Origin of the sequence: Shewanella sp. NFH-SH190041 (genome assembly GCF_024363255.1) — a bacterium.
Classification (GTDB): domain Bacteria; phylum Pseudomonadota; class Gammaproteobacteria; order Enterobacterales; family Shewanellaceae; genus Shewanella.
This window is the reverse complement of the sequence record NZ_AP026070.1, coordinates 899,169-924,571: the sequence shown is the minus strand read 5'-3', so window position 1 is coordinate 924,571 and position 25,403 is coordinate 899,169. Positions and strand designations below refer to the sequence as shown.

The 25,403-nt window shown below is 48.4% G+C and carries 26 protein-coding genes; 19 read left to right on the top strand and 7 right to left on the bottom strand.

Annotated elements, in window-relative coordinates; all coding sequences use genetic code 11:
* Positions 1–21 precede the first annotated feature (21 nt).
* The 3 genes from NFHSH190041_RS04110 to NFHSH190041_RS19715 form a co-directional block, all read right to left on the bottom strand.
* Positions 22–951, bottom strand: coding sequence for a sterol desaturase family protein (locus tag NFHSH190041_RS04110; RefSeq protein WP_410010849.1), 930 nt, complete (start codon positions 949–951; stop codon positions 22–24).
* Between the two features lie 9 nt (positions 952–960).
* Positions 961–1,500: a DUF2804 domain-containing protein gene (locus NFHSH190041_RS19720; RefSeq protein WP_410010863.1), complete on the bottom strand. Its 540-nt coding sequence runs from the start codon at positions 1,498–1,500 to the stop codon at positions 961–963.
* A 96-nt stretch (positions 1,501–1,596) separates the two neighbouring features.
* Positions 1,597–2,148 (bottom strand): DUF2804 family protein, encoded by a 552-nt coding sequence (locus tag NFHSH190041_RS19715; RefSeq protein ID WP_410010848.1) that lies wholly within the window; start codon positions 2,146–2,148, stop codon positions 1,597–1,599.
* Between the two features lie 498 nt (positions 2,149–2,646).
* On the opposite strand from NFHSH190041_RS19715, the gene NFHSH190041_RS04095 reads away from it, so the two are divergent.
* From NFHSH190041_RS04095 to NFHSH190041_RS04080, 4 genes are all read left to right on the top strand, one after another.
* The gene (locus NFHSH190041_RS04095; protein WP_261924031.1) at positions 2,647–3,213 is read left to right on the top strand and encodes a YajG family lipoprotein; all 567 of its coding nucleotides are present in this window, start codon (positions 2,647–2,649) and stop codon (positions 3,211–3,213) included.
* A gap of 4 nt (positions 3,214–3,217) precedes the next feature.
* Positions 3,218–3,772, top strand: coding sequence for a peptidylprolyl isomerase (locus NFHSH190041_RS04090; protein ID WP_261924030.1), 555 nt, complete (start codon positions 3,218–3,220; stop codon positions 3,770–3,772).
* Positions 3,773–3,942: 170 nt separating this feature from the next.
* Complete coding sequence (locus NFHSH190041_RS04085; RefSeq protein ID WP_261924029.1) at positions 3,943–4,263, top strand: hypothetical protein; 321 nt, start codon at positions 3,943–3,945, stop codon at positions 4,261–4,263.
* 194 nt (positions 4,264–4,457) lie between these two features.
* Positions 4,458–5,894, top strand: coding sequence for an AmpG family muropeptide MFS transporter (locus tag NFHSH190041_RS04080; RefSeq protein WP_261924028.1), 1,437 nt, complete (start codon positions 4,458–4,460; stop codon positions 5,892–5,894).
* A gap of 345 nt (positions 5,895–6,239) precedes the next feature.
* Here the strand turns inward: NFHSH190041_RS04080 and NFHSH190041_RS04070 are convergent, their stop codons facing one another.
* Positions 6,240–6,722, bottom strand: a complete 483-nt coding sequence (locus NFHSH190041_RS04070; protein ID WP_261924026.1) for a YajQ family cyclic di-GMP-binding protein — start codon at positions 6,720–6,722, stop codon at positions 6,240–6,242.
* Positions 6,723–6,882: 160 nt separating this feature from the next.
* Between NFHSH190041_RS04070 and NFHSH190041_RS04065 the strand changes: the two genes are divergently transcribed.
* The 10 genes from NFHSH190041_RS04065 to NFHSH190041_RS04020 all read left to right on the top strand — a co-directional run bounded on the left by NFHSH190041_RS04065 (position 6,883) and on the right by NFHSH190041_RS04020 (position 15,556).
* Positions 6,883–7,257 carry a VanZ family protein gene (locus NFHSH190041_RS04065; RefSeq protein ID WP_261924025.1) on the top strand — a complete coding sequence of 125 codons (375 nt, stop codon included), beginning with the start codon at positions 6,883–6,885 and terminating at the stop codon, positions 7,255–7,257.
* A 6-nt stretch (positions 7,258–7,263) separates the two neighbouring features.
* Positions 7,264–8,172 (top strand): ketopantoate reductase family protein, encoded by a 909-nt coding sequence (locus tag NFHSH190041_RS04060; protein ID WP_261924024.1) that lies wholly within the window; start codon positions 7,264–7,266, stop codon positions 8,170–8,172.
* 270 nt (positions 8,173–8,442) lie between these two features.
* Entirely contained in the window at positions 8,443–8,781 is a 339-nt protein-coding gene (locus NFHSH190041_RS04055) for a P-II family nitrogen regulator (RefSeq protein WP_261924023.1), read from the top strand.
* Positions 8,782–9,275: 494 nt separating this feature from the next.
* Positions 9,276–10,520: a nucleoside permease gene (locus NFHSH190041_RS04050; RefSeq protein ID WP_261924022.1), complete on the top strand. Its 1,245-nt coding sequence runs from the start codon at positions 9,276–9,278 to the stop codon at positions 10,518–10,520.
* Positions 10,521–10,539: 19 nt separating this feature from the next.
* Positions 10,540–11,484 (top strand): carbohydrate kinase family protein, encoded by a 945-nt coding sequence (locus NFHSH190041_RS04045; protein ID WP_261924021.1) that lies wholly within the window; start codon positions 10,540–10,542, stop codon positions 11,482–11,484.
* A 1-nt stretch (position 11,485) separates the two neighbouring features.
* Positions 11,486–12,241, top strand: coding sequence for a nucleoside phosphorylase (locus tag NFHSH190041_RS04040; RefSeq protein ID WP_261924020.1), 756 nt, complete (start codon positions 11,486–11,488; stop codon positions 12,239–12,241).
* Between the two features lies 1 nt (position 12,242).
* The gene (locus tag NFHSH190041_RS04035) at positions 12,243–13,037 is read left to right on the top strand and encodes a BtpA/SgcQ family protein (protein WP_261924019.1); all 795 of its coding nucleotides are present in this window, start codon (positions 12,243–12,245) and stop codon (positions 13,035–13,037) included.
* Positions 13,038–13,053: 16 nt separating this feature from the next.
* A complete protein-coding gene (locus NFHSH190041_RS04030; protein WP_261924018.1) occupies positions 13,054–14,217 on the top strand; it encodes an iron-containing alcohol dehydrogenase in 1,164 nt (387 codons plus the stop codon).
* Between the two features lie 4 nt (positions 14,218–14,221).
* A complete protein-coding gene (locus NFHSH190041_RS04025; protein ID WP_261924017.1) occupies positions 14,222–14,938 on the top strand; it encodes a tryptophan synthase subunit alpha in 717 nt (238 codons plus the stop codon).
* Between the two features lie 54 nt (positions 14,939–14,992).
* Positions 14,993–15,556: a cysteine hydrolase family protein gene (locus NFHSH190041_RS04020; RefSeq protein ID WP_261924016.1), complete on the top strand. Its 564-nt coding sequence runs from the start codon at positions 14,993–14,995 to the stop codon at positions 15,554–15,556.
* 127 nt (positions 15,557–15,683) lie between these two features.
* Here the strand turns inward: NFHSH190041_RS04020 and rlmC are convergent, their stop codons facing one another.
* Both rlmC and NFHSH190041_RS04010 read right to left on the bottom strand, forming a co-directional pair.
* Complete coding sequence (gene rlmC, locus NFHSH190041_RS04015; protein ID WP_261924015.1) at positions 15,684–16,868, bottom strand: 23S rRNA (uracil(747)-C(5))-methyltransferase RlmC; 1,185 nt, start codon at positions 16,866–16,868, stop codon at positions 15,684–15,686.
* Positions 16,869–16,883: 15 nt separating this feature from the next.
* The gene (locus NFHSH190041_RS04010) at positions 16,884–18,089 is read right to left on the bottom strand and encodes a glycerol-3-phosphate dehydrogenase/oxidase (RefSeq protein WP_261924014.1); all 1,206 of its coding nucleotides are present in this window, start codon (positions 18,087–18,089) and stop codon (positions 16,884–16,886) included.
* 265 nt (positions 18,090–18,354) lie between these two features.
* On the opposite strand from NFHSH190041_RS04010, the gene NFHSH190041_RS04005 reads away from it, so the two are divergent.
* The 3 genes from NFHSH190041_RS04005 (at position 18,355) to NFHSH190041_RS03995 (ending at position 20,813) form a co-directional block, all read left to right on the top strand.
* Positions 18,355–18,765, top strand: a complete 411-nt coding sequence (locus NFHSH190041_RS04005) for a hypothetical protein (protein WP_261924013.1) — start codon at positions 18,355–18,357, stop codon at positions 18,763–18,765.
* Between the two features lie 399 nt (positions 18,766–19,164).
* On the top strand, positions 19,165–20,550 hold the full coding sequence (locus NFHSH190041_RS04000) for a glutaredoxin family protein (RefSeq protein WP_261924012.1): 1,386 nt from the start codon (positions 19,165–19,167) through the stop codon (positions 20,548–20,550).
* An 80-nt stretch (positions 20,551–20,630) separates the two neighbouring features.
* Complete coding sequence (locus tag NFHSH190041_RS03995; protein ID WP_261924011.1) at positions 20,631–20,813, top strand: cytoplasmic protein; 183 nt, start codon at positions 20,631–20,633, stop codon at positions 20,811–20,813.
* A 53-nt stretch (positions 20,814–20,866) separates the two neighbouring features.
* Here NFHSH190041_RS03995 and NFHSH190041_RS03990 read toward each other — a convergent pair whose 3' ends face one another.
* Positions 20,867–21,838, bottom strand: a complete 972-nt coding sequence (locus NFHSH190041_RS03990) for a glucosaminidase domain-containing protein (RefSeq protein WP_261924010.1) — start codon at positions 21,836–21,838, stop codon at positions 20,867–20,869.
* Between the two features lie 922 nt (positions 21,839–22,760).
* Between NFHSH190041_RS03990 and dcuC the strand changes: the two genes are divergently transcribed.
* Together dcuC and NFHSH190041_RS03980 are read left to right on the top strand one after the other, a co-directional pair.
* Positions 22,761–24,053 carry a C4-dicarboxylate transporter DcuC gene (gene dcuC / locus NFHSH190041_RS03985; protein WP_261924009.1) on the top strand — a complete coding sequence of 431 codons (1,293 nt, stop codon included), beginning with the start codon at positions 22,761–22,763 and terminating at the stop codon, positions 24,051–24,053.
* 5 nt (positions 24,054–24,058) lie between these two features.
* Positions 24,059–25,333, top strand: a complete 1,275-nt coding sequence (locus NFHSH190041_RS03980; RefSeq protein WP_261924008.1) for an amidohydrolase — start codon at positions 24,059–24,061, stop codon at positions 25,331–25,333.
* The last annotated feature ends 70 nt before the right edge of the window (positions 25,334–25,403 follow it).

Genomic DNA, 25,403 nt, shown 5'->3' with positions numbered 1-25,403 from the left:
ACTTACCAATCAACCGACGATTCACTCTTTATCTAAGCCTGAGTCTTGGGGGATCGCGGCCTTGTCTAAATCTGACTGTCGAGTCAAATCCTGTTGGGTTAGCCCCCCGTTTTTAGGTGCCGACCACAGCAATGCCAGACGCCGAGTCAATGTCAGCCCCGGCGTGGAGATATCCCGCCATAACTCCCGCCACTCAGCGAAAGTCACTGTCACTGGGTTCATACTCTGTACCGGGGTGGTAATGCCATATTCCACCGGCTCAGTTTCCGGGGTAAAAGTGCCAAATAGCTTGTCCCATATGATCAGCAACCCAGCGTAATTTCGGTCAATATATTGGGGGTTACGACCATGGTGCACCCTGTGATGGCTAGGGGAATTCAACAGTCTATCCAAGCAGCCGAAACTACGGATCCACTGGGTATGGATAATAAATTGCAGTGCCAGATTCACCAGCACGGTCAATACCACATACTGGGGCGGAAAACCGATGATCACTAGGGGTAACCAAAACAGCCACATGCCTGTAAGCGGATACAGCATACTTTGGCGTAATGCCGTACTGAAATTCATATTTTTCGAACTGTGGTGCACGCTGTGGGCGGCCCAAAACCAGCGCAGCCGATGACTGGCACGGTGAAACCAGTAATAGCAAAAATCCTGCGCTAACATCAGCACGAAAAACATCATAGGTGTCATGTTGATATCAAACAGCCGCCAACCAAACAGCCATAGATACACCTTAAAGACCAACAGCCCCACCAGCAGATCCATCAATTGATGTAGCCCCGCCAATGTCAAATTACAGGCCAGTTCAGGTAAACGGTAATGTCCATTTTGCGGCAGGTGTTGCTTAACGGTTCCCCAAAACCATTCTGCCACCATCAATATTCCAAACAGCGGCGCCAACAATACCAATAACCATTCAGGATGAGCGATCAGCCAATCAAGCATTATCCCTCCTTACCATTTAGCGAAATGATCTTCGGTCAGCCCAGGGACCTGTGACAACGCCAATCGCTGACCATTATCCAGCACTACTGAACCATGGAAATGACCGATAAACTGACGAAAATTACTTTTGAGGAGCCACAAATTTCGCCGCTCCCGTCGGCAGTTTCGCGGCATAAAATGCAGGTCAATGCGACCATCGTCACTGTAGATATGCCAAGGTGCATCCGGGTCATCCCGCTTAAAAGCAAAGTGCACAGGTGGCAGATACATACAAACGCCATTCACCCAACAGGCGTTCTCACTCAAGCCTGTCTCATTGACGCCCGCGGCCAAGTTAAGGCCCACGGATATGCCGTGACAGCTGCCATTAATCGATGCCCAGCGCCAACTGGTCTCACGGCGCATATATCCGGCAGAAAAATCATAGCCACCGCGTACACTGGTCAGATCAACCTCGCGCCCTTGTAGCTGTAACTGCCCATCCAATGCGAGGCCATTATGCTTTTGGGTATAAGTCCAGCCGCTATACCCGGTTGGACTGCATACCACCAAAGGCCGAGCAGTATCAGCCCGAGCGGATTGGGACGGTAATAAAGAAAATTCACCACGGGCAAACGGGGTATCGACTTGTATTTGCCAGCAGCCTTAGCTAAGCGTCAATGCCAGTTGCCCTTGGCGCGCGCGGATATAGCCATGACCATTGACCGGTGAAGGGCTAGTCGCATAACGGCCACCAAGAGGTTGTAGAAAATTTAGCTCCGTCAGGTGATTGGTGGTCATATCATAGAGATAAACAAACCCAGACCCCAGATAGCGAATATCGGCCAGCGCCATTCCCAATAAGAAATCCGCGCCTTGCAAAGCCACAAATTGAAATTGTTTATAGTGAAAATACCGCGCCCAAGCCGATGCGGAGCCATCCATTTCAGTGCGGTAAACAAACTGCGGCAAAGAAAACTGCGCCACCGGCTCAGCAAAATAGCCAAAGTGAGGCTGCCCCAATCGATTGATTAAAGTCGCGGGCGCGGGCCGGGCACGTATGCCGCTTAAACCCGCAATAGTTGGGGCAGTAACAGTGGCACTGGCATCGAGATGACACATGCCATCAGCGGTTGTCGCCTCTTTAGCATTGCAAGTGTCGCGTTTAAAAATAGCGCCATCACTGCTGTAGTTTTCATCCTGCTGTCTACTAGCCATATTATTCATCCCTGTTATTGCCGCTTTTTCACTCTACCCCGAACCCAGATGTTGCAGCAATGCGCCCTAGGGTCTGTTGACCTTTCAAGTTTGTTTTTGCAGCGATTTGAGGATGCTTTATACAAGGCAGAGGCTTTGATAGGTAGTTGCGCTACCTGATAAGCCGATAACGCAGTAGAAAGGCGCCTCAAACGCTGCCCGCAGGGTTCGGCTAAAAGCGTTTTACTCTTTGTTGAGCAGTTCTTGCTTAGAATCACTAGGCGACAAACCACTCGCCGCGATTAAAACGCTTTTATCTCGAACAAAATTTAATCACGAAACGTCAATAGACCCTAGGAGAGAGGTGATGATTTTTATCGTATAACAGGTAAGTTACTCCATATGCAGGCTATTTGAGCCCGGCAATATTCTGCTATGCTCTGCAACTTAATTTTATTGTCGGCGCCCCGGGACTGTGGCACTAACTCACCGGCAAACGGCATGATATGGATTAATACAATGAAAGCTGCACTGATTTTACTCTCCGGCCTGCTGCTAACTGGCTGCGCTGGTCATCAACCCAATTTAATTGCACTGGATCCCCAGCTTGGCCCCATCAGTCAACAAGCTAACCAACAGGTTTTGCACCTGACCGTGCAGGATCTGCGCACGGCCAATTATGTGGTGAAATTTGATCGGGACAAGGACGCGGCAGAGCTCATCAGCCCGGCTTCATCTCCTCGGGTGCAGCTTAACGCACTACTCAGTAAAGGGTTTCGAGAGGCAGGTTACCGCCTAAGTGAAAGCGGTCAACCCAGTGTCACAGTAGAGCTGCGTCAACTGCTCACCAAGGTACATGAAAGCAGCTTTAGTTTTGATGCTGACAGTAACATCCTTATCACAGTGATCAGTCGCCGCGGCCAGCAAACATTAACCCAAGAATTTCGCACTACTGGCCAGCAAAGTGGCGCCTTCGGGGCAGATTTTGCCAGTTTGGAACTACAGCTGAATAAATTACTCGGGGAAATAGCCCAAGCAATCGTGCAAGACAAAGATCTCAACCAATTTTTAACCCAGGAAGCCTAATACCATGAAATCTAAACTAAGCCGTTATCTGCTCAGTCTGGTTCTGCTGTGTATCAGTCAACTGAGCTGGGCTGCTGATATCCAACCTGATGTCACTTTTCCTCAAGTCAAACTCAGCACCAGTAAAGGAGATATAGTGGTGGAGCTGGACCGCAGCCGCGCACCTTTAACGGTCAATAATTTCCTCACCTATGTGGTTAACGGCGACTATAACAACACCATTTTTCACCGGGTGATCCCCGGCTTTGTTGTACAGGGTGGCGGACTTAATGCCCAAATGCAGGAACTACCCTCCCGCGCGCCAGTGGTCAATGAATCAGGCAATGGCTTGTCCAATACCCGAGGCACCATTGCAATGGCGAGAACCAATGACCCCCATTCGGCTACCCGACAGTTTTATTTCAATATGGCGGATAACACCAATTTAGATCCCAGCCCTCGCCGTTGGGGATATGCTGTCTTTGGTGAAGTCATTCAAGGGATGGATGTATTGGATGCCATTACTCAAGTGCCTCAGGGCAGTGTAATGCTCAACAAAGCGAGCTTACTGCCGCAGTAACTAAGTACAAACTCCAACTAAGGTTTTAATAAATCGATATTTTTTTAACTTTAGCTAATACTAAGTTCTGATAAACGCGAATAACGCTTAAAAAAAATTGTGGCCTCCAGACTTCCTTCTATACTGGATTTGCAGCTTTTAGTGCTGCAAATAATAACGGAGGCGAGCCGATGACACGTGACGAGTTTATCGATGAAAAAGCGCCCCAGCTGGCTTTCTATGCCAAGGCTTATCTGAAGGATCAGATAGAATTTGCGGAAATTCAGCATTACCTATGGGACACCCTGGAAGAGTGGCAGTTTCATAATTATCAGGGTGATGCGCAGACAGATATGGAAAGGGTGTTTTGGCACCTGCTGCACAGTTTTGACCGTTGGCCCGATTGGGTGATCCGCGGCAACCAGTTCCTACGGGGACAAATTGATGGTTACTGCGATTACCTCAGTTTAGGTGGCCGAACTCCACAAAACTGTGTTGGCGTCAGCCCCTAACCAACATTGCTCCTTTGGAAGCGGAACAATGTCTTTATCTGCAAACCAATGGCCCGGCATGCCGGGCCATTTTCATTCCTCCTCATCATATCCACCCCTGCCCTGACGAAAAAATCAACGCATTACCACGGCACTGCTCACATTCTCCCCATGATGGTATAAGCTAACGGCATATTATTTCTGTGGATTTTGCTATGTCCTTTGCCTTAAAAGCCAGACAGGCACTATCGGTTTATTGCCACCGCCGGGTCATAATCCTGCTACTGTTGGGATTCTCCTCCGGGCTGCCATTAATGCTGGTCTTCTCAACCCTCTCCTTCTGGCTACGCCAGGCCGGTATTGACCGGGCGGCCATCGGGTATTTCAGCTGGATTTCTCTGATGTATGCGATCAAATGGCTCTGGTCTCCCTTAGTGGACAGGATGGCATTACCCGGGTTAACCCGCTGGCTGGGGCGCCGACGCAGTTGGATGCTGCTCGCCCAAGCGATTTTAGTGGTGGCAATTCTGGGGATGGCCCACAGTGATCCTAAACAAAATTTACAATTGCTGGCGCTATTTGCCCTGCTGGTTGCCTTTGCTTCTGCCACACAAGATATTGTTATTGACGCCTTTCGTATTGACTCTGCACCGCAGCGCATGCAAGCCGCATTAGCGGCAGCCTATCAGGTGGGATATCGCAGCGCGATGATCCTTGCCACGGCCGGGGCACTGACGATTGCAGCCCGAGTCAATGAACACAGTCAGGCATACTCTCTGGCCAGCTGGCAGATAGCATATACCGTGATGGCCATAATGATGGGCGTTGGGATATTGGCCACCTTATTTGCCCGGGAGCCAGAAGTCATTGAAACCAGTGCCAGTCAGCAGGAGCTGGCGGTCAAAGCCAGACTCACGCAACGTTATCCTCACTGGTTAGCAGCAGCACTGTCTTGGGTCTACAGCGCAGCTGCCGTTCCCTTTATTGATTTTTTCCGCCGCTTCGGCTCCAGTGCCATTTTAATTCTGCTGCTTATCTCCTGTTATCGCATTTCAGATATTGTGATGGGCATTATGGCCAATGTGTTTTATGTCGATATGGGATTCACAAACGAAGAAATTGCGTTTATTTCCAAAGTCTATGGACTCATTATGACCTTGGTCGGCGCCGCTTTTGGCGGTCTGTTAGTTAACCGCTTCGGAACGATGAAAATTTTATTTCTTGGCGCATTACTGGTTGCCACCACGAATCTGCTGTTTGCACTACAGGCGGTGATGGGGCACAACGTTCCACTGCTTACCTTTGTCATCGCCACAGATAACTTCAGTGCCGGGATTGCCACGGCAGCCTTTATCGCATATTTATCCAGCCTGACATCCAGCGGTCACAGTGCTACCCAGTATGCGCTGCTCTCTTCTATCATGTTGCTCTTTCCTAAATTTGTCGCCGGGTTTTCTGGCGAATATGTCGATGCCTATGGCTATATCAACTTCTTTATTGTCTGCAGTCTTATCGGTTTACCGGTATTACTGCTGATAACCTTGGTCAATCGCAGAGTGCCGCCCCCGGAGCAACTTAAAGATCATCAAGCGCCACAATTGTCCCCATCGCAAGCAACGCTTTCCGGCAAAAAGAATTCAGACAATACCTAGGGTCTGTTGACGTTTCATGATTAAATTTTGTTCGAGATAAAAGCGTTTTAATCGCGGCGAGTGGTTTGCCACCTAGTTATGCTAAGCAAGAACCGCTCAACAAAGAGTAAAACGCTTTTAGCCGAACCCTGCGGGCAGCGTTTGAGGCTCCTTTCTACGGCGTTATCGGCTTATCAGGTAGCGCAACTACCTATCAAAGCCTCTGCCTTGTATAAAGAACCCTCAAATCGCTGCAAAAACAAACTTGAAAGGTCAACAGACCCTAAACTTACTCAATAAAAAAACAGCGCACTGAGCGCTGTTTTTATTGATAACACATCAGGCTATATTGCTGATGTTAGCTGATTAGTCGCGGAAATTTTTGAACTGAAAAGGCTGCAGTTTAGATTCGCGCACAATGGCCATCGCGCCCTGTAAATCATCACGCTTTTTACCGGTCACTCGCAGTTCATCACCCTGGATCTGTGCCTGCACTTTAATTTTGCTGTCTTTGATCATCTTGACCAATTTTTTGGCCACATCCTGCTCAATACCCTGCTTAAATTTCACCACTTGGGTAAACATTTTGCCGGTATGAACAACCTTGTCTTCCACATCCATGGCAGCAGGATCCACTTTACGTTTACTGAGCTGCCCGCGCAGCACATCGACCATCTGCTGACACTGGAAGTCAGATTCAGAGCTTAATTTTACCTGGTGATCTTTATAACTGACTTCAAACGCCACATTTCTGAAGTCAAAGCGGCAATCCAGTTCACGCTTGGTATTATCCACCGCATTACGCAGTTCCACATCATCCACTTCAGACACAATATCAAATGAAGGCATCTTGCTTCCTTAAATTCTGCTACAACAACTTTGGATTGATTTTACCATGCCATCTCCCAAGTAGCAGTTAACAATCCAACGAATAACAACGCAAGAATGATGACAAGCTAGTCTGCTTTGCCTATTATGAGCGCCACCTAACGCCAATATTTCAGCTACTGTGATATCCAGAATCCGTTTTTTTAAATTTGCCCTGTTAGCGGCCTTACTTGTGGTCAGCTATCTGGTTTTTTCCCGTCCTGACTATCCTCAGGATGTGATCCCCAATATGGATAAAATCGGCCATCTTGGCAGCTTTTTCCTATTATCATGGCTAAGCTATGAGGCTTTTCGCCCTCGCTGGCAGATTCTGGTACCTACCATGGCCGTGTATGCAGTCGGCATTGAATTTGTCCAATCTTTCCTCCCCTACCGCAGCGCCTCTGTCGGCGATGTGGTCGCAGATATGCTCGGGGTCGCACTGTTTTATATGCTCCTCAAACCCCTTAGCGGCATATCGCAACGGTTATTTGAGCGTGGAGACAACCGGGAGTAATACATAATGCCGAAGGTGGTGATCCTGGGGGCGGGCGCTATTGGACAGTTACTCTACTGGCAACTGCAGCCATTGACGCCGCAATTATTAGGCCGAAGACCAACACCACCTCGCATCAGCTACCAACACCTCAATGGCCATATTGAACATCAAGCGCCCCGATACCTTCAACTCACCCAGGGTATAGATGCGGATACCGATCTGCTTATCGTCAGTGTCAAAGCCCATCAAGTAACAGATGCATTATTGCCCCTGCTACCTGAACTGCCCTCCCACTGCGCCATCTTGCTGTTACACAATGGCATGGGGCCGCACCTCGATGTGGCGGCTCATACCGGTACCCGGCCCTTGTTACTGGGCACCACATCTCAAGGCGCGCTGCGACAAAAGTTATGGTTTGTACGTCATACCGGCCATGGGATCACCCACATAGGCCAATATACCGGTGTCCCGCTTAGCCAGACTATCCGTCATAGTCTGTTACGTACCTTACCTGATTGCCATTGGCAGCAAGATATTCTCACGGCATTGTGGCAAAAACTGGCAGTCAACTGTGCCATCAATCCGCTAACGGCACTGCACCAATGTCCAAATGGCGCCTTGGCAGCCGCAGAATTTCAACAACAAATCATTGGTATTATCAGTGAGCTGCAACAAGTTGCCGCAGCAGAGGGGCAGCATGTCAAGCAAAACGAGCTACTGGCCAGAATTAATCAAGTCATTAACCTAACGGCCAATAACCAGTCATCCATGTTGCAGGACTGCCGCCATCATCGCCAAACTGAAATCAATGCCATTAATGGCTATGTTGTTGTTCGGGCGGCCGCCCACGGCTTAACTGCGCCGCTCAATCATGACTTGGTGCAGCGTATTTTAGCCCTGAGCCCATCCTCAGAGCAGTTCCTTGGGCACTGATGAGCCCCCCGTTTCACTCCCCCAATAAAGTACTGATGAAATCAAGTGCTGGCTAACTGCGGAGCTATTTTCGCATGCACTAAAATAAAGCAATTCCGGCGTTTTACATTCTCTAACGCACCATTTTCGTGCACCCATGGCACACTTGAGCGCATAAGCGACAAGCTGATTTCCCGCATTGACCAAATAAGCCGTTATGATGCCTTAGCCGGTACTCTTGGTCTAAATAATGCATTCATCTCATCCCAGCCTCTCCAGCCTTAACCCAAGATGAAACTTATCTGCGCAATTATAAAACCATTCAAACTTGACGATGTGCGTGAAGCTCTGGCGATGCTAGATATTCAGGGGTTAACTGTCACTGAAGTCAAAGGGTTTGGACGCCAAAAAGGCCATACTGAACTCTATCGCGGGGCTGAATATGCGGTCGACTTTTTACCAAAAATCAAACTTGAGCTAATTGTAACTGCAGCGCAGGAAGAGGCAGTCATCGACAGCATCATCAAAGCCGCCAGAACAGGAAAAATTGGTGATGGCAAAATTTTTGTCACCGACCTTGGTCATGTGGTGAGAATAAGAACCGGCGAAGAGGGAGAGCATGCAGCTTAACCTCACCTAAATCACACCAAGCTGCCTATTTTTATATTAAGCCAAAAAACTCAGCCAACGCCTTATAAAATCTTCATTAATCCATTAGTTTATTATTAACTAATTCTATGATTTAAATATTTAGATGACGCTAAACAATATTGTTGTTAATTTACAATAATAGCTTTATTTTTCACCATCGATAAAAAACACCATTATTTATCCAGTTTCACCACCTAAACTAAAAAAACATTATAAATCAAAGTTATAAAAACCACTCCCACAACTATCCATCTATCGTAAATTTGATAAAAGATAGCAACTTATAATTTGATGTAATTAAAAATCGGATATTACGTCAATTTAATAATTGTTTACCTTTGTATTATTAAACCGATCCTTATCTAATTATTTGCAAGTTTATACATATGGTCACAATTTACATGGATAAACATTTTATTCATGTCCCTTGCCAGTATGATTCCCTGAAAAAATAGATGCTTTTCAGGATGAAAATGAGGCTAATAAAAATAAAACTCTCAGCGATGATGTTTATCGAGTCATTTATTCTGGGATCTTGGTTTGTACCTTTATGGCAATTTTTAAGTGCCAATAACTTTACCCCAACTGAAATTGCTTGGGCTTATTCCTGCTCAGCCATTGCGGCGATTCTGTCTCCTATTCTGGTCGGTTCATTAACCGACCGTTTTTTTGCTGCGCAAAAGGTTTTGTCCGTGATGATGATCCTTGGGGCAGTTTTTATGTACCTCACCGCTCAGCAGACTGAATTCATGCCGTTTTTTGGCCTATTCCTGCTGTATTGCATGACCTATATGCCCACCATTGCGCTGACAAACAGCATCACCTTTGCCAATGTGGACAGTGTCGAAAAAGATTATCCCCCTATCCGGGTACTGGGCACTATCGGCTGGATTGTGTCCGGTATTGTCTGTGGCTTCTTACCCACCTGGCTCGGTTTTGCCGATATCTCAGCCACCAACCTGCCACTGGTGATCTCGGCCGCAATTTCCCTGTTATTCGGCCTGTATGCCCTGACATTGCCTAATACCCCACCCAAAAGCCATCAAGCCCTGAACCTGAAGGTGCTGCTGGGGCTGGATGCACTGGTACTGCTGCGAGACAAAAACTTCCTCGTGTTCTTTGCCTGCTGCTTTATGTTCAGTATGCCCATCGCCTTTTACTACATCTTCGCCAACGGCTACCTCACCGAAGTCGGGATGCAAAATGCCACCGGCTGGATGTCGCTAGGCCAGTTTTCTGAAATCTTCTTTATGCTCGCCCTGCCTTTGCTAATCGGCAAATTTGGTATCCGCCGAGTGCTTATCCTCGGGCTGTTTACCGCCGCCCTGCGCTATGGCTTCTTTGTCTATGGCAATACGGATACTTGGTATCTCTACTCCCTGCTATTCGCTGGCATTTTGCTGCACGGGGTGAGCTATGACCTGTTCTTCGTCACCGCCTACATCTATGTGGATAAAAAAGCGCCCAAGCAAATGCGCACGGCAGCACAAGGACTGATGATCCTCTGCTGTCAGGGGATCGGCAGTCTGTTGGGATACAGCTTGGGCGGTAATCTGATGGAGAAAATGTTCACCTATCCGGAAAAAATGGATGGTTTGAGCTTCAACTGGTCCGGTATGTGGGCGGTCGGTGCCGTCATGATTGCAATAATCTTCATGGCCTTCGTCATGCTGTTCAAAGAGCAGAATCACGAGATCCATGAGGTCAAGGTTTCTTAACAACAATAAGAATACAGAGATGAAGATAATCAGCAGTGGTTACACCAGCATAGACAGAATCATCAAGATCTCGACCGCCCCACAGGTGGGTCAGACCTCGATCATTACCAACCGGGAAAATACCCAACTGTATTTTGGGGGGTGTTCGCCGAATATCGCCTGCAATCTGGCCAAGCTGGGGCTGGATACCTATCCAATCATGCGGGTAGGGCACGATTTTGACAGCAGTGGCTACCGCCAGTACCTGACCCAAGCGAACGTGAAACTCGACTATGTCGAGCAGGTTGCTGAAGACGTCACCTCTTTCAGCCTGCTGATGGAAGATCCGCAACTGGAACACACCACGTTTTTCTATCCCGGGGCGCAGAGTGACAAGTATTTCAGTCCACCAGCAGATGCCAGTTTCCACGATGCTGCTTACGGCATTATCACCGTCGGCGATCTGCAGGATAACCGGGCATTTTTAGCCAAATGTCGCCAGCACGATATCCCGGTGGTATTTGGCATGCGCGGTGATGCTAGCGCGTTCCCGAAAGATTTTCTGCTCGAACTGCTAACCCAGTCCCGCATCATTTTTATGAATCGGCTGGAAGCTGAACATATTCGGGAATACCTGTCTTTAAGTGCCATTAGCGATCTGTTCAGCCTGGGGCAAGCCGACGTCATCGTCATTACCCTCGGGCAACAGGGCAGTCAGCACTTTACCCCAACGCTCCCCCAAGGAAGCCAGATATTCCCCGCCTGCCGTTGCAAGGTGGTGGATACCACAGGTTCAGGCGATGCCTATATCTCAGGTTTTATGTACGGCATCAGCGAGCAATACCCATTAGATGAGTGCTGCATGCTAGGCGGCACCTTGTCGGCATTTGTGATTGAAGCAATTGGCTGCACCACCAATGCCCCAAACAAACAACAGCTGGTTGAGCGGTTTAACCAGTTTAAAGCAAGCCTCCAAGGAGAATGATTTGACCACTTTGTACATGAAAGCGACCAGTCACGATATCGCCAACTATGTGGTGTTTTCCGGTGATCCCTGGCGTATTGATGTCATCAAAAAATATCTGACTGACCCCAAACATGTTGCCTTTGCCCGGGAATACAACACCTATACCGGCCTATACAAAGGGGTGCCGATTACCGTGACCTCAACCGGCATCGGCGCCCCCTCTGCCGCCATCGCCATGGAAGAAATGTACCAATGCGGCATGGAAGTCGCTGTGCGCATGGGCACGACCATGTCACTGAAAGATGAGCTACTGGGGAAATTTATTATCCCGGTGGGCGCGAAACGAGAAGAAAGCACCTCTGCCACTTACGTCCCGGTCTCCTACCCGGCTGTGGCGGATTTTGCTCTCGTCAATGCCATGAACCAGGCCGTGACCATGTTGGGCTGTGAGTACCATAACGGCATTAACTGCACCATGGATGGCTTTTACTCCCAGATGCGCCAAAGCCGCCTATCTGATGAGCGTCAAACGGATATTCAAGCCACATTTGCCCAGCTGAAAAAAGAAAATATCTGCTGTATCGATATGGAATCATCCTGCATGTTGACGCTGGGGCGACTCATGGATGTCAAAACCTGTGTCGTAACCATGGTGACGGTACTGGAAAACTTAAAGCAGGTATTGGAAGGCCAAGCGCGGATTGATGCCGAAGATTTATTGTGCCGTGTCACCCTAGAAGGGATTTACCAGTACCACATGCAGGCGGGGAAATAACATGAGCATTATCCGTAATCAGGGGCGTTTTATTCTCGGTATGGTGCACTGTCTGCCGCTACCGGGAACACCGGGGTTTGACGGCGACAGCCAGAAAATTCTTGATCAAGCCGTGCAAGATGCCATCGCACTAGAAGCCGCCGGGGTGGACGGCATCATAGTAGAAAACATGGGGGATACCCCATTTGCCGCCAAAATGGATATCGCCCAGATCACCGCCTTGTCAGCGGCGGCGGCACTGGTAAAACAAGCGGTCAAGGTACCGGTCGGGATTGATGCCGCCTTCAATGATGCCCAGACATCTCTGGCGCTGGCCAAGGCCATTGGCGCGGAATTTGTCCGCATTCCTGTCTTTGTCGATACCGTTGAGTTCTACGGTGGCATTATTCAGCCCTGTGCGCGGGAATGTATGTATTTCCGTAAAGCACTGGCAGCGGAAAATATCAAAGTCTTAGCCGATGTGCAGGTTAAGCACTCCAATATGCTGCTGCCCCATATCACCATTGAGCAGTCAGCCAAAACCGCCGCTGAGTGTGGAGCTGACGCCATTATTGTGACCGGCTCAGCCATTGGCGCCGAAACTCCACTGGAAATGATTGCCCGGGTGAAAAAAGTGGTCAATATCCCGGTGATCGCTGGCTCAGGGGTGAACGCCGACAATATTGCTGCCCAGTTGGATATCGCCGACGGTGCCATTATCGGCTCAAGTTTGAAACAAGGTGGCGTGATCACCAACCCGATCTCCTTGGAACTGACCCGCAATGTGGTCAACGCCCTGACACTCAGCAACAGATAAATACGGAAAAAAGATTATGATGCGTCCAATGAAACTGGCCGGTAGCCAGCTGTTATTCGGTCAAGGCTGTCTGGCTCATCTGGCAACGCTGCCCCATAAGCGAGCCATGATTGTCATGGGTGGCAGCAGTATGGAAAAATCCGGCATGCTGGGCAAGGTAATTGATTACTGTGAAACTGCTGGCATGGTCGTCGACACCTTTAAAGGGGTGGAACCTGATCCCTCTTTTGCGACCGTTTGGGCCGGTGCAACACAGATGAAGGCCTTTGAGCCAGATCTGATTATTGCCCTAGGTGGCGGCTCGGCAATGGACGCGGCCAAAGCCATGTGGGTGTACTACGAACATCCGCAGCTTAACTGCTTAGCCGATATTGTGGCCCCCAACCCCATTCCACCGCTGCGCGCCAAAGCTCAGCTGGCCTGTATTCCATCCACATCCGGCACCGCCAGTGAAGTATCTCGCTCAGTGGTGATCACCGATGAAAAGACCCATATCAAATACGGTATTGGTCATATGGAAATGATGCCGGATATCGCCATTTGCGATCCTGTGGTCACCCAATCAATGCCACCGCATATCACGGCAGAAACCGGTCTTGATGCCCTAACCCACGCACTGGAAGCCTTGGTATCAAACCGGGCCAATTATGTCAGTCATCTGCTGGTCAAGCAGGCTGTGCGCGATATCGTCACCTATCTGCCAAAAGCCTACCGGGAAGGTGAAAACCTCGATTACCGCGAGCAAATGCTTAATGCCTCTATGGTCGCTGGCATGGCCTTTACCAATGTGTCACTGGGCATTGTGCACTCTATGGCTCATACCCTGGGCAGTTATTTCGGCATTGCCCACGGGCTGGCCGATGCTATTTTGCTGCCTTATATCATCCGCTATAACAGTGCCAATGCTGACGCAAAGGCGCTGTATCAACAGCTGGCAACCGAGCTGGGTTATGCCGATATGACAGCGCTGGTCAGTGAATTAAATGCCAGTCTGAATATCCCGGCCACCTTGGCCAACAGCAACTGCCAAGCCCTGCAAGATGAGACTGACTTCCTGGCCAAACTCGATGACATGGCCCAGATGGCTTTGCACGATGGTTGCACCAAAACCAATCCTGTCATCCCAACGATTGACGAATTCAAGCAGCTGTTTAAAGCCGCATACTATGGTGAGAAATAATTTTATGAACTTAATTGGTTACTTATCTAATGGCTATCCAACCATCCAGGACAGCTACCAAATGGCCAAGCACTATATTGATGCCGGCTGCGACATTATTGAGATCGACTTTCCGGACACCAATCCTTATCTGGAAAACGAACTGATCCAGGGGCGAATGGCCACCGCACTAACCAACTGCAGTGACTATGACCAATATATGGCGGGTATGATCCGCATTAAAAATGACTTCCCTCAGGCTAAATTTATTCTGCTCGCCTACGAGAGCACAGTAAAAGCCATTGGTCAGGAAAAGTTTGCCCGCTTTGCCCTGGACAACGGCTTTGACGATCTGATTTTTGTGGGTCTAACCAATAACGACATCAAAGATTATCTGATGGCTCAAGGTATCAAAGTCAGCTGCTACATCCAGTATCATCTGCCGCAGGATGAAATTGATTACGCCATTCAATCTAATGGATTTGTTTACCTGCAAGCCAAACCGACCACAGGCAATATCAACCCGGCATACCCAAAGCTACAGGACTGCATCAACTATCTGCGTGGACTGGATATTACCGCCCCGATTTACTGTGGTGTCGGCGTGCACACCTTAGACGATGTTGCCATGGTGAAAGCCGCTGGCGCAGATGGCATTTTTGTTGGTAGCACGATTTTGAAACTGCACGATGATATTCCTGCGCTACAGCAGGTGATCCGTGATTTCAAAGCGGCCTGCTAATCAGCGATATCCGGGCAGCCGCTGAGTGGCGGCCCGGTTCTGGAGCATCATGTAATGAAAACAACCGCACTCATCATTGTTGATATGGTGAAAGACTTTACCAGCCCTGATGGCCTGGTATTTTATCCGCAGAACCGGGAAATTCTGCCCCGGATCAATGAACTGTTAACTGTCTGTCGGCAGCATGACTGCCTGATAGTCTTTCTGCAACACAGATATCGCCGTGGCAAGTTTGATAAAAATCTACTGAATATGCGTCCTAACTGCATTGAAGGCAGCGGCGGTGAAGATATTGATGACATCTTTACCCTGCAGGAATCTGACTATGTGATCCAAAAGCGCCGCTACAGTGGTTTTTTCGGAACAGATCTCGATGTCGTCCTGCGTGAGCACAACATCCGTAACACCATTATTGTTGGCACCAAAACCAACTGCTGTATCCGCGCTACGGTCACAGATGCCTACAATCTGGATTACAACGCCATTGTGGTACAAGAATGCGTTGCAACCAACAGTGAAGCTGTCAACCAGATGCACCTGACCGATATTGATAAATACCTAGGCAAAGTCATCAGCTTTGAACAGTGCTGCCAACAATTAGCCCAGCAGCAACTTTAATCGTTATCACGCGGCGAGTAAGTCTATTCCAGCCCGATTTGCCGCGTTGTCCTCATCCCCGCCTAATCTTAAACGCCCGAAGCACTCGGGCGTTTTGTCTTCCTACCGGTGGCAAAAAATGACTAAATTAGCCCGGGCATTTTTCCAGCAAAACCAGCACTTCGGCATGGGCTGTATGAGGGAACATATCAAACAGTTGCACCCGACTTATCCGATAACCTTGTATTTGCCGCAGATCCCGCGCCAGTGACGTTGGATTACAACTGGAATAAATCAGGGTCTGCGGCGCAAACTCGGATAGAGACTGACATAATTCAGCACCTATCCCTCGCCGTGGCGGATTAACAATAATCACATCCGGCACATCTTCGGCCTGCTGCCCTTTGGCAAAACCCGTTGAGTCCAGCGCCGCAAAATGAAATTGACTCAACCCCATGGCATCGGCCGACAGTTGCGCACAGGCAATGGCTTCAGCCTCAATTTCAATCCCCGTCACCGCCACCGAATCCGACGCGCAATGCAGGCCAAACCCACCAACACCACAAAACAGATCCCAAACACGGCGGGCACCCGTTTCAGCAACCCACTGCCGCGCAGTGGCATAGAGCTTAGAGGCGACCTCAGGGTTGGTCTGGAAAAAACTTTTTGGCCGGATAAACAAAGGCACATCATTGAATACTTCTGCCAGACGCGTCTGCTCGGTAAGAAAAATTTCTTCTTCCCCTTCCAGCCTAGCCATATGCACCGGTTGAATATTGACCGAAACCACCTCAATGGCCGGAAAGTCCGCCAACAAGGCTGGCAACTCACGCTCAATGCGAGCAATAGCTTGGTGACTGCGCAGCACAAAACGCAGTAAATATTGACCAGAATGAGCCGCCCGGGTCAGCAAAATAAATTTCAGCTCACCTTTTGCCTTATCAATGCGATAGGGTGGCAGGCCAGCTTGCTGGATAAATTTTTCTAACCGGTGCAGCAGTTGCTGCATATCGTCAGGATACAAGGGACAATCACACAAAGACACAGGTTGACCATCCGGCCCCACAATCCCCAGCACCGGCTGATGCGCCGCCCCCAAGGCCACCATTTTCGCTTTATTGCGAAACTGCTGCTGTGGGCCTGACACGGGAGGCAAATATTCTGCCACATCAATACCGGCCAATAAGGTCTGCAACTGCGCCATTTTATCCGTCAACTGCTGTGACATAGGGGTGTCCAACCGGGTGCAGGAGTGGCAAAGGCCCTGTTGATGGAAATGGCATTTCAGCATGGTGTTTTCTCGCGTCAGAACTGCGCCGGTAAGCCCGGTCATAAATGGCCGCGTATTTTAGCCGGTTTCGGCCAAAGGATCATCCTGCTGCCCTATCGGCAAACGGTCAACATCAGCAATCAGCTGTCGCGGGCCCAGCTGTTGGGTAATATGTGCTAAGGCTTGGGCGGCGGTTTCTCGAAACTCTGTCAGCTTGCCACCATAAACCGATAATAATCTTGGCTGCCCTGCAGTGGCATGCAATAAGGTTTCACGTGGGCGAGAAAACGCGGCATCACCACCGTGTGGCAATACCCGTATCCCACAAAAATGGCGCACAATACGCGATTGCAGCTCAGCTTGGCTGAATGCCGAGAAGTAATGACCGTATACCTGTAACAGATAACGCAGCTCGGTATCTGTGATGCTTGGCTGCTGAGTTAAACTTGGCAGCATCACTTCCGTTGTCCCCAGTAGCGTCTGGCCCTGCCAGGGGATGACAAAGATCACCCGATTATCCAAAGGTGATTCAAGATAGAGCACGCCATCCGGCGGTGGTATATCCAACAACAGATGACTGCCCTGCACCCAGTCAATATCAATACCGACCTGAGCAGGCGTCACTCGGGCCAGCAACTCATTGACCCAAGGGCCACAAGCATTGACCACCATCTGACTACGCACCGCCAAGGGTTCCCCCTGCGCCCCCCGACCAGTGACCTGACAACAATGGGCGCCAAGATAAATCGCATCACATTGAGTCTGCTCACACACAACTGCGCCCAGGCTGGCGGCACTGGCGGCGACAGCTCGAGTTAGCAGCTGATCATCAGTTTGAGCATCCCAATATTGAAAAACATGCTGCAGCCCGGTCTGTTTCAGCCCATTGAATCTCGGCCACTGGCCTGATGCCAGACGGCTGAAACGCCCCATGGGATCCAGCTCACTGAGTAAGGCATACAGGCCTAAGCCGGCAGTAATGGTGATCGCGCCACGGCGGCTGTCATGATAGACCGGGATATAAAACGGCACAGGTTTTACCAGTGCCGGCGCCAAGTTAAGCAATTGCCGCCGCTGCTTAAGGCAACGGCGAACCAAGGACAACTGACCCGTTTCTAAATACCTAAGTCCGCCATGGATGAGTTTACTGGAATTGGCTGATGTGGCACTACCAAGCTCAGCCTTTTCCCACAGTGCTACCCGATAGCCTGCAGCCGCAGCAAACTGAGCAATACCAACGCCGGTAATGCCGCCCCCTACCACTAAAACATCCAGTTGCTCCATTGTGCTATCCCCATCCATTGTTTTACTTGCCCTTCACTCGGCTAATCGCTCGCAAGACGGCAAAGGATTGCGACTTCCCTCTTTAAGCTATCGCTGAGTCAGTGATTGAGACGCCGACGACCTAGGGCTAATTAACCATCAAAGACACAACGCCCATATGTATCAATGGGTTACATCAAGGCGTTGGCTTTTGCAACCCGGTTAGTGATACCGTAAAGTGTGGCCAGCAACATTATCGGCAAATCACCACAGAGTACGAATTTTTATGCCTAAATATCTGCCTCTTTTGATGGCTTTGTTTGCCCCACTGGCCTCAGCAGCATCCTGCCCAGGAGGGCAACCGCTTGCCAGTATCGATTTTGACCGCAACAGCTCTTATTTCAATCAATCGGCAATGGCACACCTACAGCAACTGCAGCAACTGACAATCGGTGCGCCGGGTGATTATTTACTGCTTGAATTCAGTTTAGCCAAAAGCGCTACAGAAAAAGATCGTGAATACAACCGCTGGCTAGGCATGCGACGAATAGACAGGATCAAAGCTCATCTGGCAGCCACGGCGACCACCCCGCCACTGATCAGCCGGATAAATACCGCCGCCAATGGTAGCCGTACGGTCTATATCAGCCTATGCCCCGGCCAAATGAACGCAAACCAACCCCGTTGGGCGGAGTAACCGCCCACTTTTTGTCTGCTATGGCGGTACCATCATCCGTCATCACAGCCACAATAACCTCTAATCAGTCACGCTCAGGCCAAGTTATGCTAAGCAAGCGCCACTCAACAAAGCGTAAAACGCTTTTAGCCCAACCCTTCGGACAGAGTTTGAGGCTCCTTTCTACTGCGTTATCGGGTTATCAGGTAGCGCACTACCTATCAAAGCCTCTACCTTGTATAAATAATCCTCAAATTGCTGCAAAAACAAACTTAAAAAGTCAACAAACCCTGCTAGTTACGTTATTGTTGCCATTTGCCGAGCGGTAATTGTAACCCTGTCACGCAACCTGTTAGCTAACAGGGGTAAAATGTTGTTAATTCAATATATTACACAACTCTAATTTTACCGGGAGGCTACATGGCTCATTCCTGTAAACTGATATTCACGCTGTTGTTTATCGGTTTGTGCACCTTTATCACCCCCAGCTTTGCGGCAATGGATTCATCCCCACTGTGGCACAGTCAAAATGCCCGGGGCGAGCCTGTGGTCAAACTGTATTTTTTCTGGTCAAAAACCTGTCCCCACTGTGCTAAGGCTCACCCCTTTATTGATAAGCTGGCAGAAAAATACCCTTGGGTAGAACTGAATGCGGAAATGGTGACGGCGCCCGGGGCGCTGGCTCGCTGGCAACACATTGCTGAACAAACCGGACAACAAACCACCTCTGTGCCCTTTATCGGTATCTGTGGTCAAGCCGTTGTGGGTTATAACAGTGATGAAGTCACCGGGCAGTTTATCGAGAAGACGCTACGGAACTGCTATAGCAAACTGGGCGGCAAATTAGACCCACAACAGCCGCTGCTGGCTCCTATCACGCTGGATTCGCCACTGTTTGGCACCTGCAGTGAAAGCAGTGCACCAGGTGCCTGTGACGCCAGTGACGAAACGATCAGCATCACTAAAGTGCAACCGGTGGATCTGCCCCTTATCGGTACAGTCGCGCCAGAGCAATTATCATTGCCGCTACTGACCTTAGTGCTCGCGGGCGTAGATGCCTTTAACCCCTGTGCCTTCTTTGTACTGCTGTTTTTACTGTCGATTATGGTCAATGCCAAAAGTCGAAGCCGCATGTTGATTGTTGGTGGGATCTTTGTCTTTTTCTCCGGGCTTATTTACTTCCTGTTTATGACTGCCTGGCTGAATATGTTTGAACTGCTCGGCGCCGGAGGGGACGGTGGCACTATTATTCTGATTGCCGGATTACTGGCACTGGTCGCAGGGGGGATCAATATTAAAGAGTTTTTCTTCCATCGCGGCAAAGTCAGTCTCTCCATGTCGACACAAAATCGCTCCGGGCTGATCAAGCGCATGGGTAAGCTCTCTAGCGCCAGCTCACTGGGCGCCATGATAATCGGCTCAACCGTACTGGCCATTTTAGCCAATGCCTATGAATTGCTCTGTACTGCCGGCTTCCCGATGATTTATACCAGTGTCTTGTCCATGCACCAGTTACCCACAATGGAACGTTATGCCTACCTGGCTTTATACAATATTGTTTATGTCATCCCGTTAGCCACCATAGTCATTATCTTCAGCGCCACCTTGGGCAAGCGAAAACTGACGGAAAAAGAAGGTGAAGGACTGAAGTTAATGTCTGGTGTCATGATGACAGGTCTGGGGGCATTATTGGTAGTAGACCCCAGTTCAATGCAAAACCCAGTACTAGCTATTGGGTTGATTATTGTCGCTATTTTACTAACAACCATCATTATTGCCGCGCGCCGGGCCATGGGTAAAAAATAACCTTGAAGGCTAAACTTTTATCGCAATACGCCGATATAGCCACAGAATGGGTTCACCCGGTAAACAGTAAGGACAGCACTATGACCTCAGTAGGCAACGTCACCGACAATGCAATACTGCATATGACCAAGATGGCAGAGTTAACTAAAAATCAGCAACAAGCTGAAGGAGAGATTGCTCTGGAACTCATCCAAGCCAGTACCCCGGCACCGGCCGCACAACCGATAGGAAACTTGGGGCAAAATATCAATACCACCGCCTAATGCTAAGCTGCGGTCAAACGAAAAACACCGGCAAATGCCGGTGTTTTTTTATCCTAACGACGGAATTTTAATACTTGGGGTTGGGATGTATCCAACTTGGCCATATCATAACTGTCCAGTTGATGGTTATCGATCAGCGCCCGTAAATTATCCACATAAGCATTGCCCCGGATTGAATAGTGAGACAATGCGCCGACTAACTGAAAGCCACTCAACCCTTTTTCCTGCCGCAGCTCACGGCGTAATTTTCGCAGTTCTGCATAAGCACCACTGGTATTGAGGTTATAGATATAGGCGGCGGTACATTGATACAGCGAAGTAAATGCTGCCACCTTAACGCTGCCCCCGGGCGTCGTCAGAAAATCAGCCCCGCCGGGCGGTAAATGTTCACCATATAAAGCATTACCAGCAATCGCGAAATGGCTAGTCCCCCAACCACTCTCATCAATTCCCTGTGCCAGCACCATACCCACAGGGATAACATCTAAATGCAGTAACAGCGTCTCAATATCCAGCCCGTTAACGCCATAATCCTTTCCCAGCGCCGCTAACCAAGCTTTTTCATGCTGGCTCAAGCCCTCTCGCGGCAACGCGGCCAAACGCATGATTTCATGGCGTACCTTCATAATCTGCCGGTTTACAGCTAACACATTGGGCAACAAAATACGGATGAAATCATTGATTTTATTATCAACATTCTGCGCATCAAGATTATCAGGCAAATTGAGAGAAAATAGCCCAGCGACCGGATTTCCCGCCCGCACTGCCGGCAAATGGTAATCTGCGTTATCAAATAGCTCAGCAACCTGGCCAGCACCGGACATGGCACGCACATCAGCATCACCGAAAGGGTGGCGGATACGTTCCGGCATCATAGGTAGCACATGCACCGCATGTAGCGCTGCAGGTTCAGTCAGAATCTCCCGATCATGCTCCTTAGTAGTCACATCCATAGAAAAGAGCAATCCGGCAGTGGCAATAGCCAAAGTGCCTCCCAGCAACACGGTAATATTACGGGTCAACATGGCGCACTCCTTTGAAATTCCATAAGTAAATGCTTAAGGTTATCAAAATCAGCCGGATATCCGTCAAGACAGAGCCGTACAAATCATATCCGGAACATACCAAACTTAGCATTAAGTGCCGAATAAAAGCACCTTTACTAGGGTCAGTTGACCTTTCGTCGTTGAATTTTGTTCGAGATAAAAACGTTTTAATTGCGGCGAGGGGTTACCTCCTGACATACTCAATAAGCACGGCTCAACAAAGCAACTGAACCCTTCTGGCAGCGTTTGAGCCTCCTTTCTACTGCGTTATCGGCTTATCAGGTATCGCAACTATCAAAGCCTCTGACTTGTGTAAAGCCCCCTCAAATAGCTGCAAAAACAAACTTGAAAAGTCATCAACCCTAGAAAATTCGCAAACATTTGACGCCCCAAAACGACAGCATTACGGCATTAACTGTGTGTTTTTTTGATCTAGCCCCAATTTCATTAATTGTGCAGTGCTGCAATTTTTCTTGGGTTATCAGAGCTGTCTCATCCTTTACAAAATTAAGTAACCTAAATTATTGACATAATTATAACTAATTAAAATTACTAGATTATTTTGTATCAATAAGTATTTAGCCGTGATGAATATTAACGCATATTAAATTATTAGTAAGTGGTGAAGTAATAATTTATGTATATTAGATATATCTATAAGTCTTTGAATCTTATTTTTTATATTAAAAGTACTCATAACTCATAATTTTAAAAAAATTTTTGTTTAATTTCCCAATTTAAGTCTTCTTAAATTGATAGTTGAGTCACAAATCAATTTTTCACCATCGCTTTAGAATAGATAATCAAATTTATATACCAAGATTAATTCAACGAAAAATCTAACTTGCTTCACCTCAACAACAACTAAATAAATCCTGTCACTCAACATCAGGTTGACAAAATGAATATTACGCTTTATTTAGCTTTGGCTATTTTATTTATTACAATATATTTATTATTAAAAAAATATGAAACACGGACAGTTTTAATTGGTGCTGGTTTAGCATTAGCCATTATTGCAATGCATCCTCTAGCGGCATTAGATGCTTTTGCAACACGAATGACATCTTCTTGTCTTATTCAAGCTATTTGCGCCAGTATGGGCTTTGCATACGTGATGAAAATCACTCGTTGCAATGAACACTTAGTGTTTTTCCTTTCAAAAGTATTATCAAAATTCGGCATTTTTATTATTCCCGCAGCAGCCGCTTCAACCATGCTGATTAATACTGCAATCCCTTCTGCTGCAGGCTGTGCTGCTGCGGCTGGAGCGACATTAATCCCTTTAATGCTCAACTCAAAAGTAAAACCTGCTATGGCGGGTGCAGCGATTCTAGCTGGTACTATCGGCTCGGTTCTGAGTCCAGGTTGGGCGCATAACGCCTTTGTTGCTAATATGGCGCATATGGAAATTGTCGATCTAATTGCATTTCACACACCTTATTCTCTGACTATTATGGGCATCACTTTAGTTTTGTTGACATTGACTGCAGTCGTATTCAGAGATTATGGATTTGAAAAGCATACTAATGATGATCAAAGCACAGCATCTGCTAATAATAAAACCGGTGACAATGAAGCAACAAAAATAAAACCAAATATTATTTATTCTATTATTCCATTTGTGCCTCTTGTTATATTGCTAACTGGTAATAGTATTTTCCCCGAGATTAAAACAGGCATTGCTCAGGCAATGATCATTGGTAGTTTAGCGGCATTAATTCTTACCAGAACTAATCCTTTTAATTTAACTAAAACCTTTTTTTCCGGAATGGGCAGCGCCTATGGTGATGTGATCGGTATTATTATTGCTGCATCAGTCTTCGCTGAAGGCTTAAAAGTCTCCGGATTAGTCGACAGTTTTATCCACATCTTAGAATCCTCTAGACAAATCGCCCAATGGGGAGCATCCATCGGCCCTTCTATTATGGCGATTTTAACCGGTTCTGGTGACGCTGCAGCCTTTGCCTTCAATGAGGCTGTCACTCCCCACGCGCAACAAATGGGCTTTACCATTCCAAGCTTGGGGATGTTGGCCGCTATCGCAGGCTCTCTGGGCCGCACCATGTCCCCGGTTGCAGGGGTAACCATTGTCTGCGCCGGTATGGCGGGGGTATCACCAATGGAAATTATCAAACGCACAGCGCCTGCCATGGTCGTCGCCATTATCTTACTTGCTGTACTTCTGGGTTAACTATTATGACTACTGAATTGAATTACTTTGACTTTATGCAATCCCAGCGCCGGGCATTACACCAAAATCCGGAAATCGGCTGGACTGAATTTCAAACTACAGCTCATATTATTGAGTTTTTGAAAGAAAATAATTTTCGCGTATTAACTGGCTCCCAAGCCATCAACCCTGAGTTTGTGCGTGGCCGTGATGCGGCGCTAGCAGAACAAGCAATGACCCGTGCAGCTGCCGCTGGTGTAGCTGCTGATACCTTAGCCCAAATGGAAGGGTTAACCGGTTGTATTGGTGTTTTTGATACCCATAAGCCAGGCCCTGTGATTGCTTTAAGATTTGATATTGACTGTGTCAATGTGGCAGAAACCCAGTCCCAGTCCCACCTACCTAATCAAGCTGGATTCCGCTCCCATAATCCCGGTTTGATGCACGCCTGCGGCCATGATGGACATACGGCGGTGGGGCTGGCACTGGCTCATTGGATTAATCATCATCATGATCAACTTAGCGGTGTGATTAAACTCTGCTTCCAACCTGCTGAAGAAGGGGTGCGCGGTGCCAAGCCCATGGCTGAAAGCGGTCAGCTTAATGATGTGGATTACTTCTTAGGCATGCATTTAAGCTTCATCGCCAACAGCGGCGAAATTGTCGTCGATCCAACCCATTTCCTCTGCACCCAGAAAATTGATATCCGTTATCAAGGACGCAGTGCCCATGCTGGCGCACAACCACATCTAGGTCGAAATGCCTTAGCTGCGGCAAGTAACGCCGCAGTACAATTGTTGGGCATCTCCCGCCACGGCGATGGCATGAGCCGTATCAATATCGGTGAACTGCACGCTGGTGAAGGCCGCAATGTGATTCCTGCCCATGCTGAACTGAAACTGGAAGTTCGGGGCGAAAACTCCGCCATCAACCAATATATGGTGGATCAAGTGATGGCTATCGCGAAGGGCTGCGCCATCAGTTTCGATGTGCAATATGAAACCGAAGTGATGGGTGAAGCTGTTGATCTGAACAACAGCCCGGAATTAGTGGCGCTGTTAGCTGACGTCGCCGCCCACACCCCTGGGGTCACCCACGTGGTCGATCAACGAATCTTCGGTGGCAGTGAAGATGCCACGCTACTGGCCCAAAAAGTCATCGAAGAAGGGGGCAAAGCCCTGTTCTTTATCGTTGGCGCCGACCGTACGGCAGGTCACCATCAAACTGATTTTGATTTTGATGAGCAGCAACTGCAAACTGCCTTTGATTTATTCAGCCAGATGATTTTGCGCTTGCAATAACCATCATAACCAATAAGTAAAGGCCGCCTCATTTGAGACGGCCTTTACTATTTTAATGAAAATCTCTTGT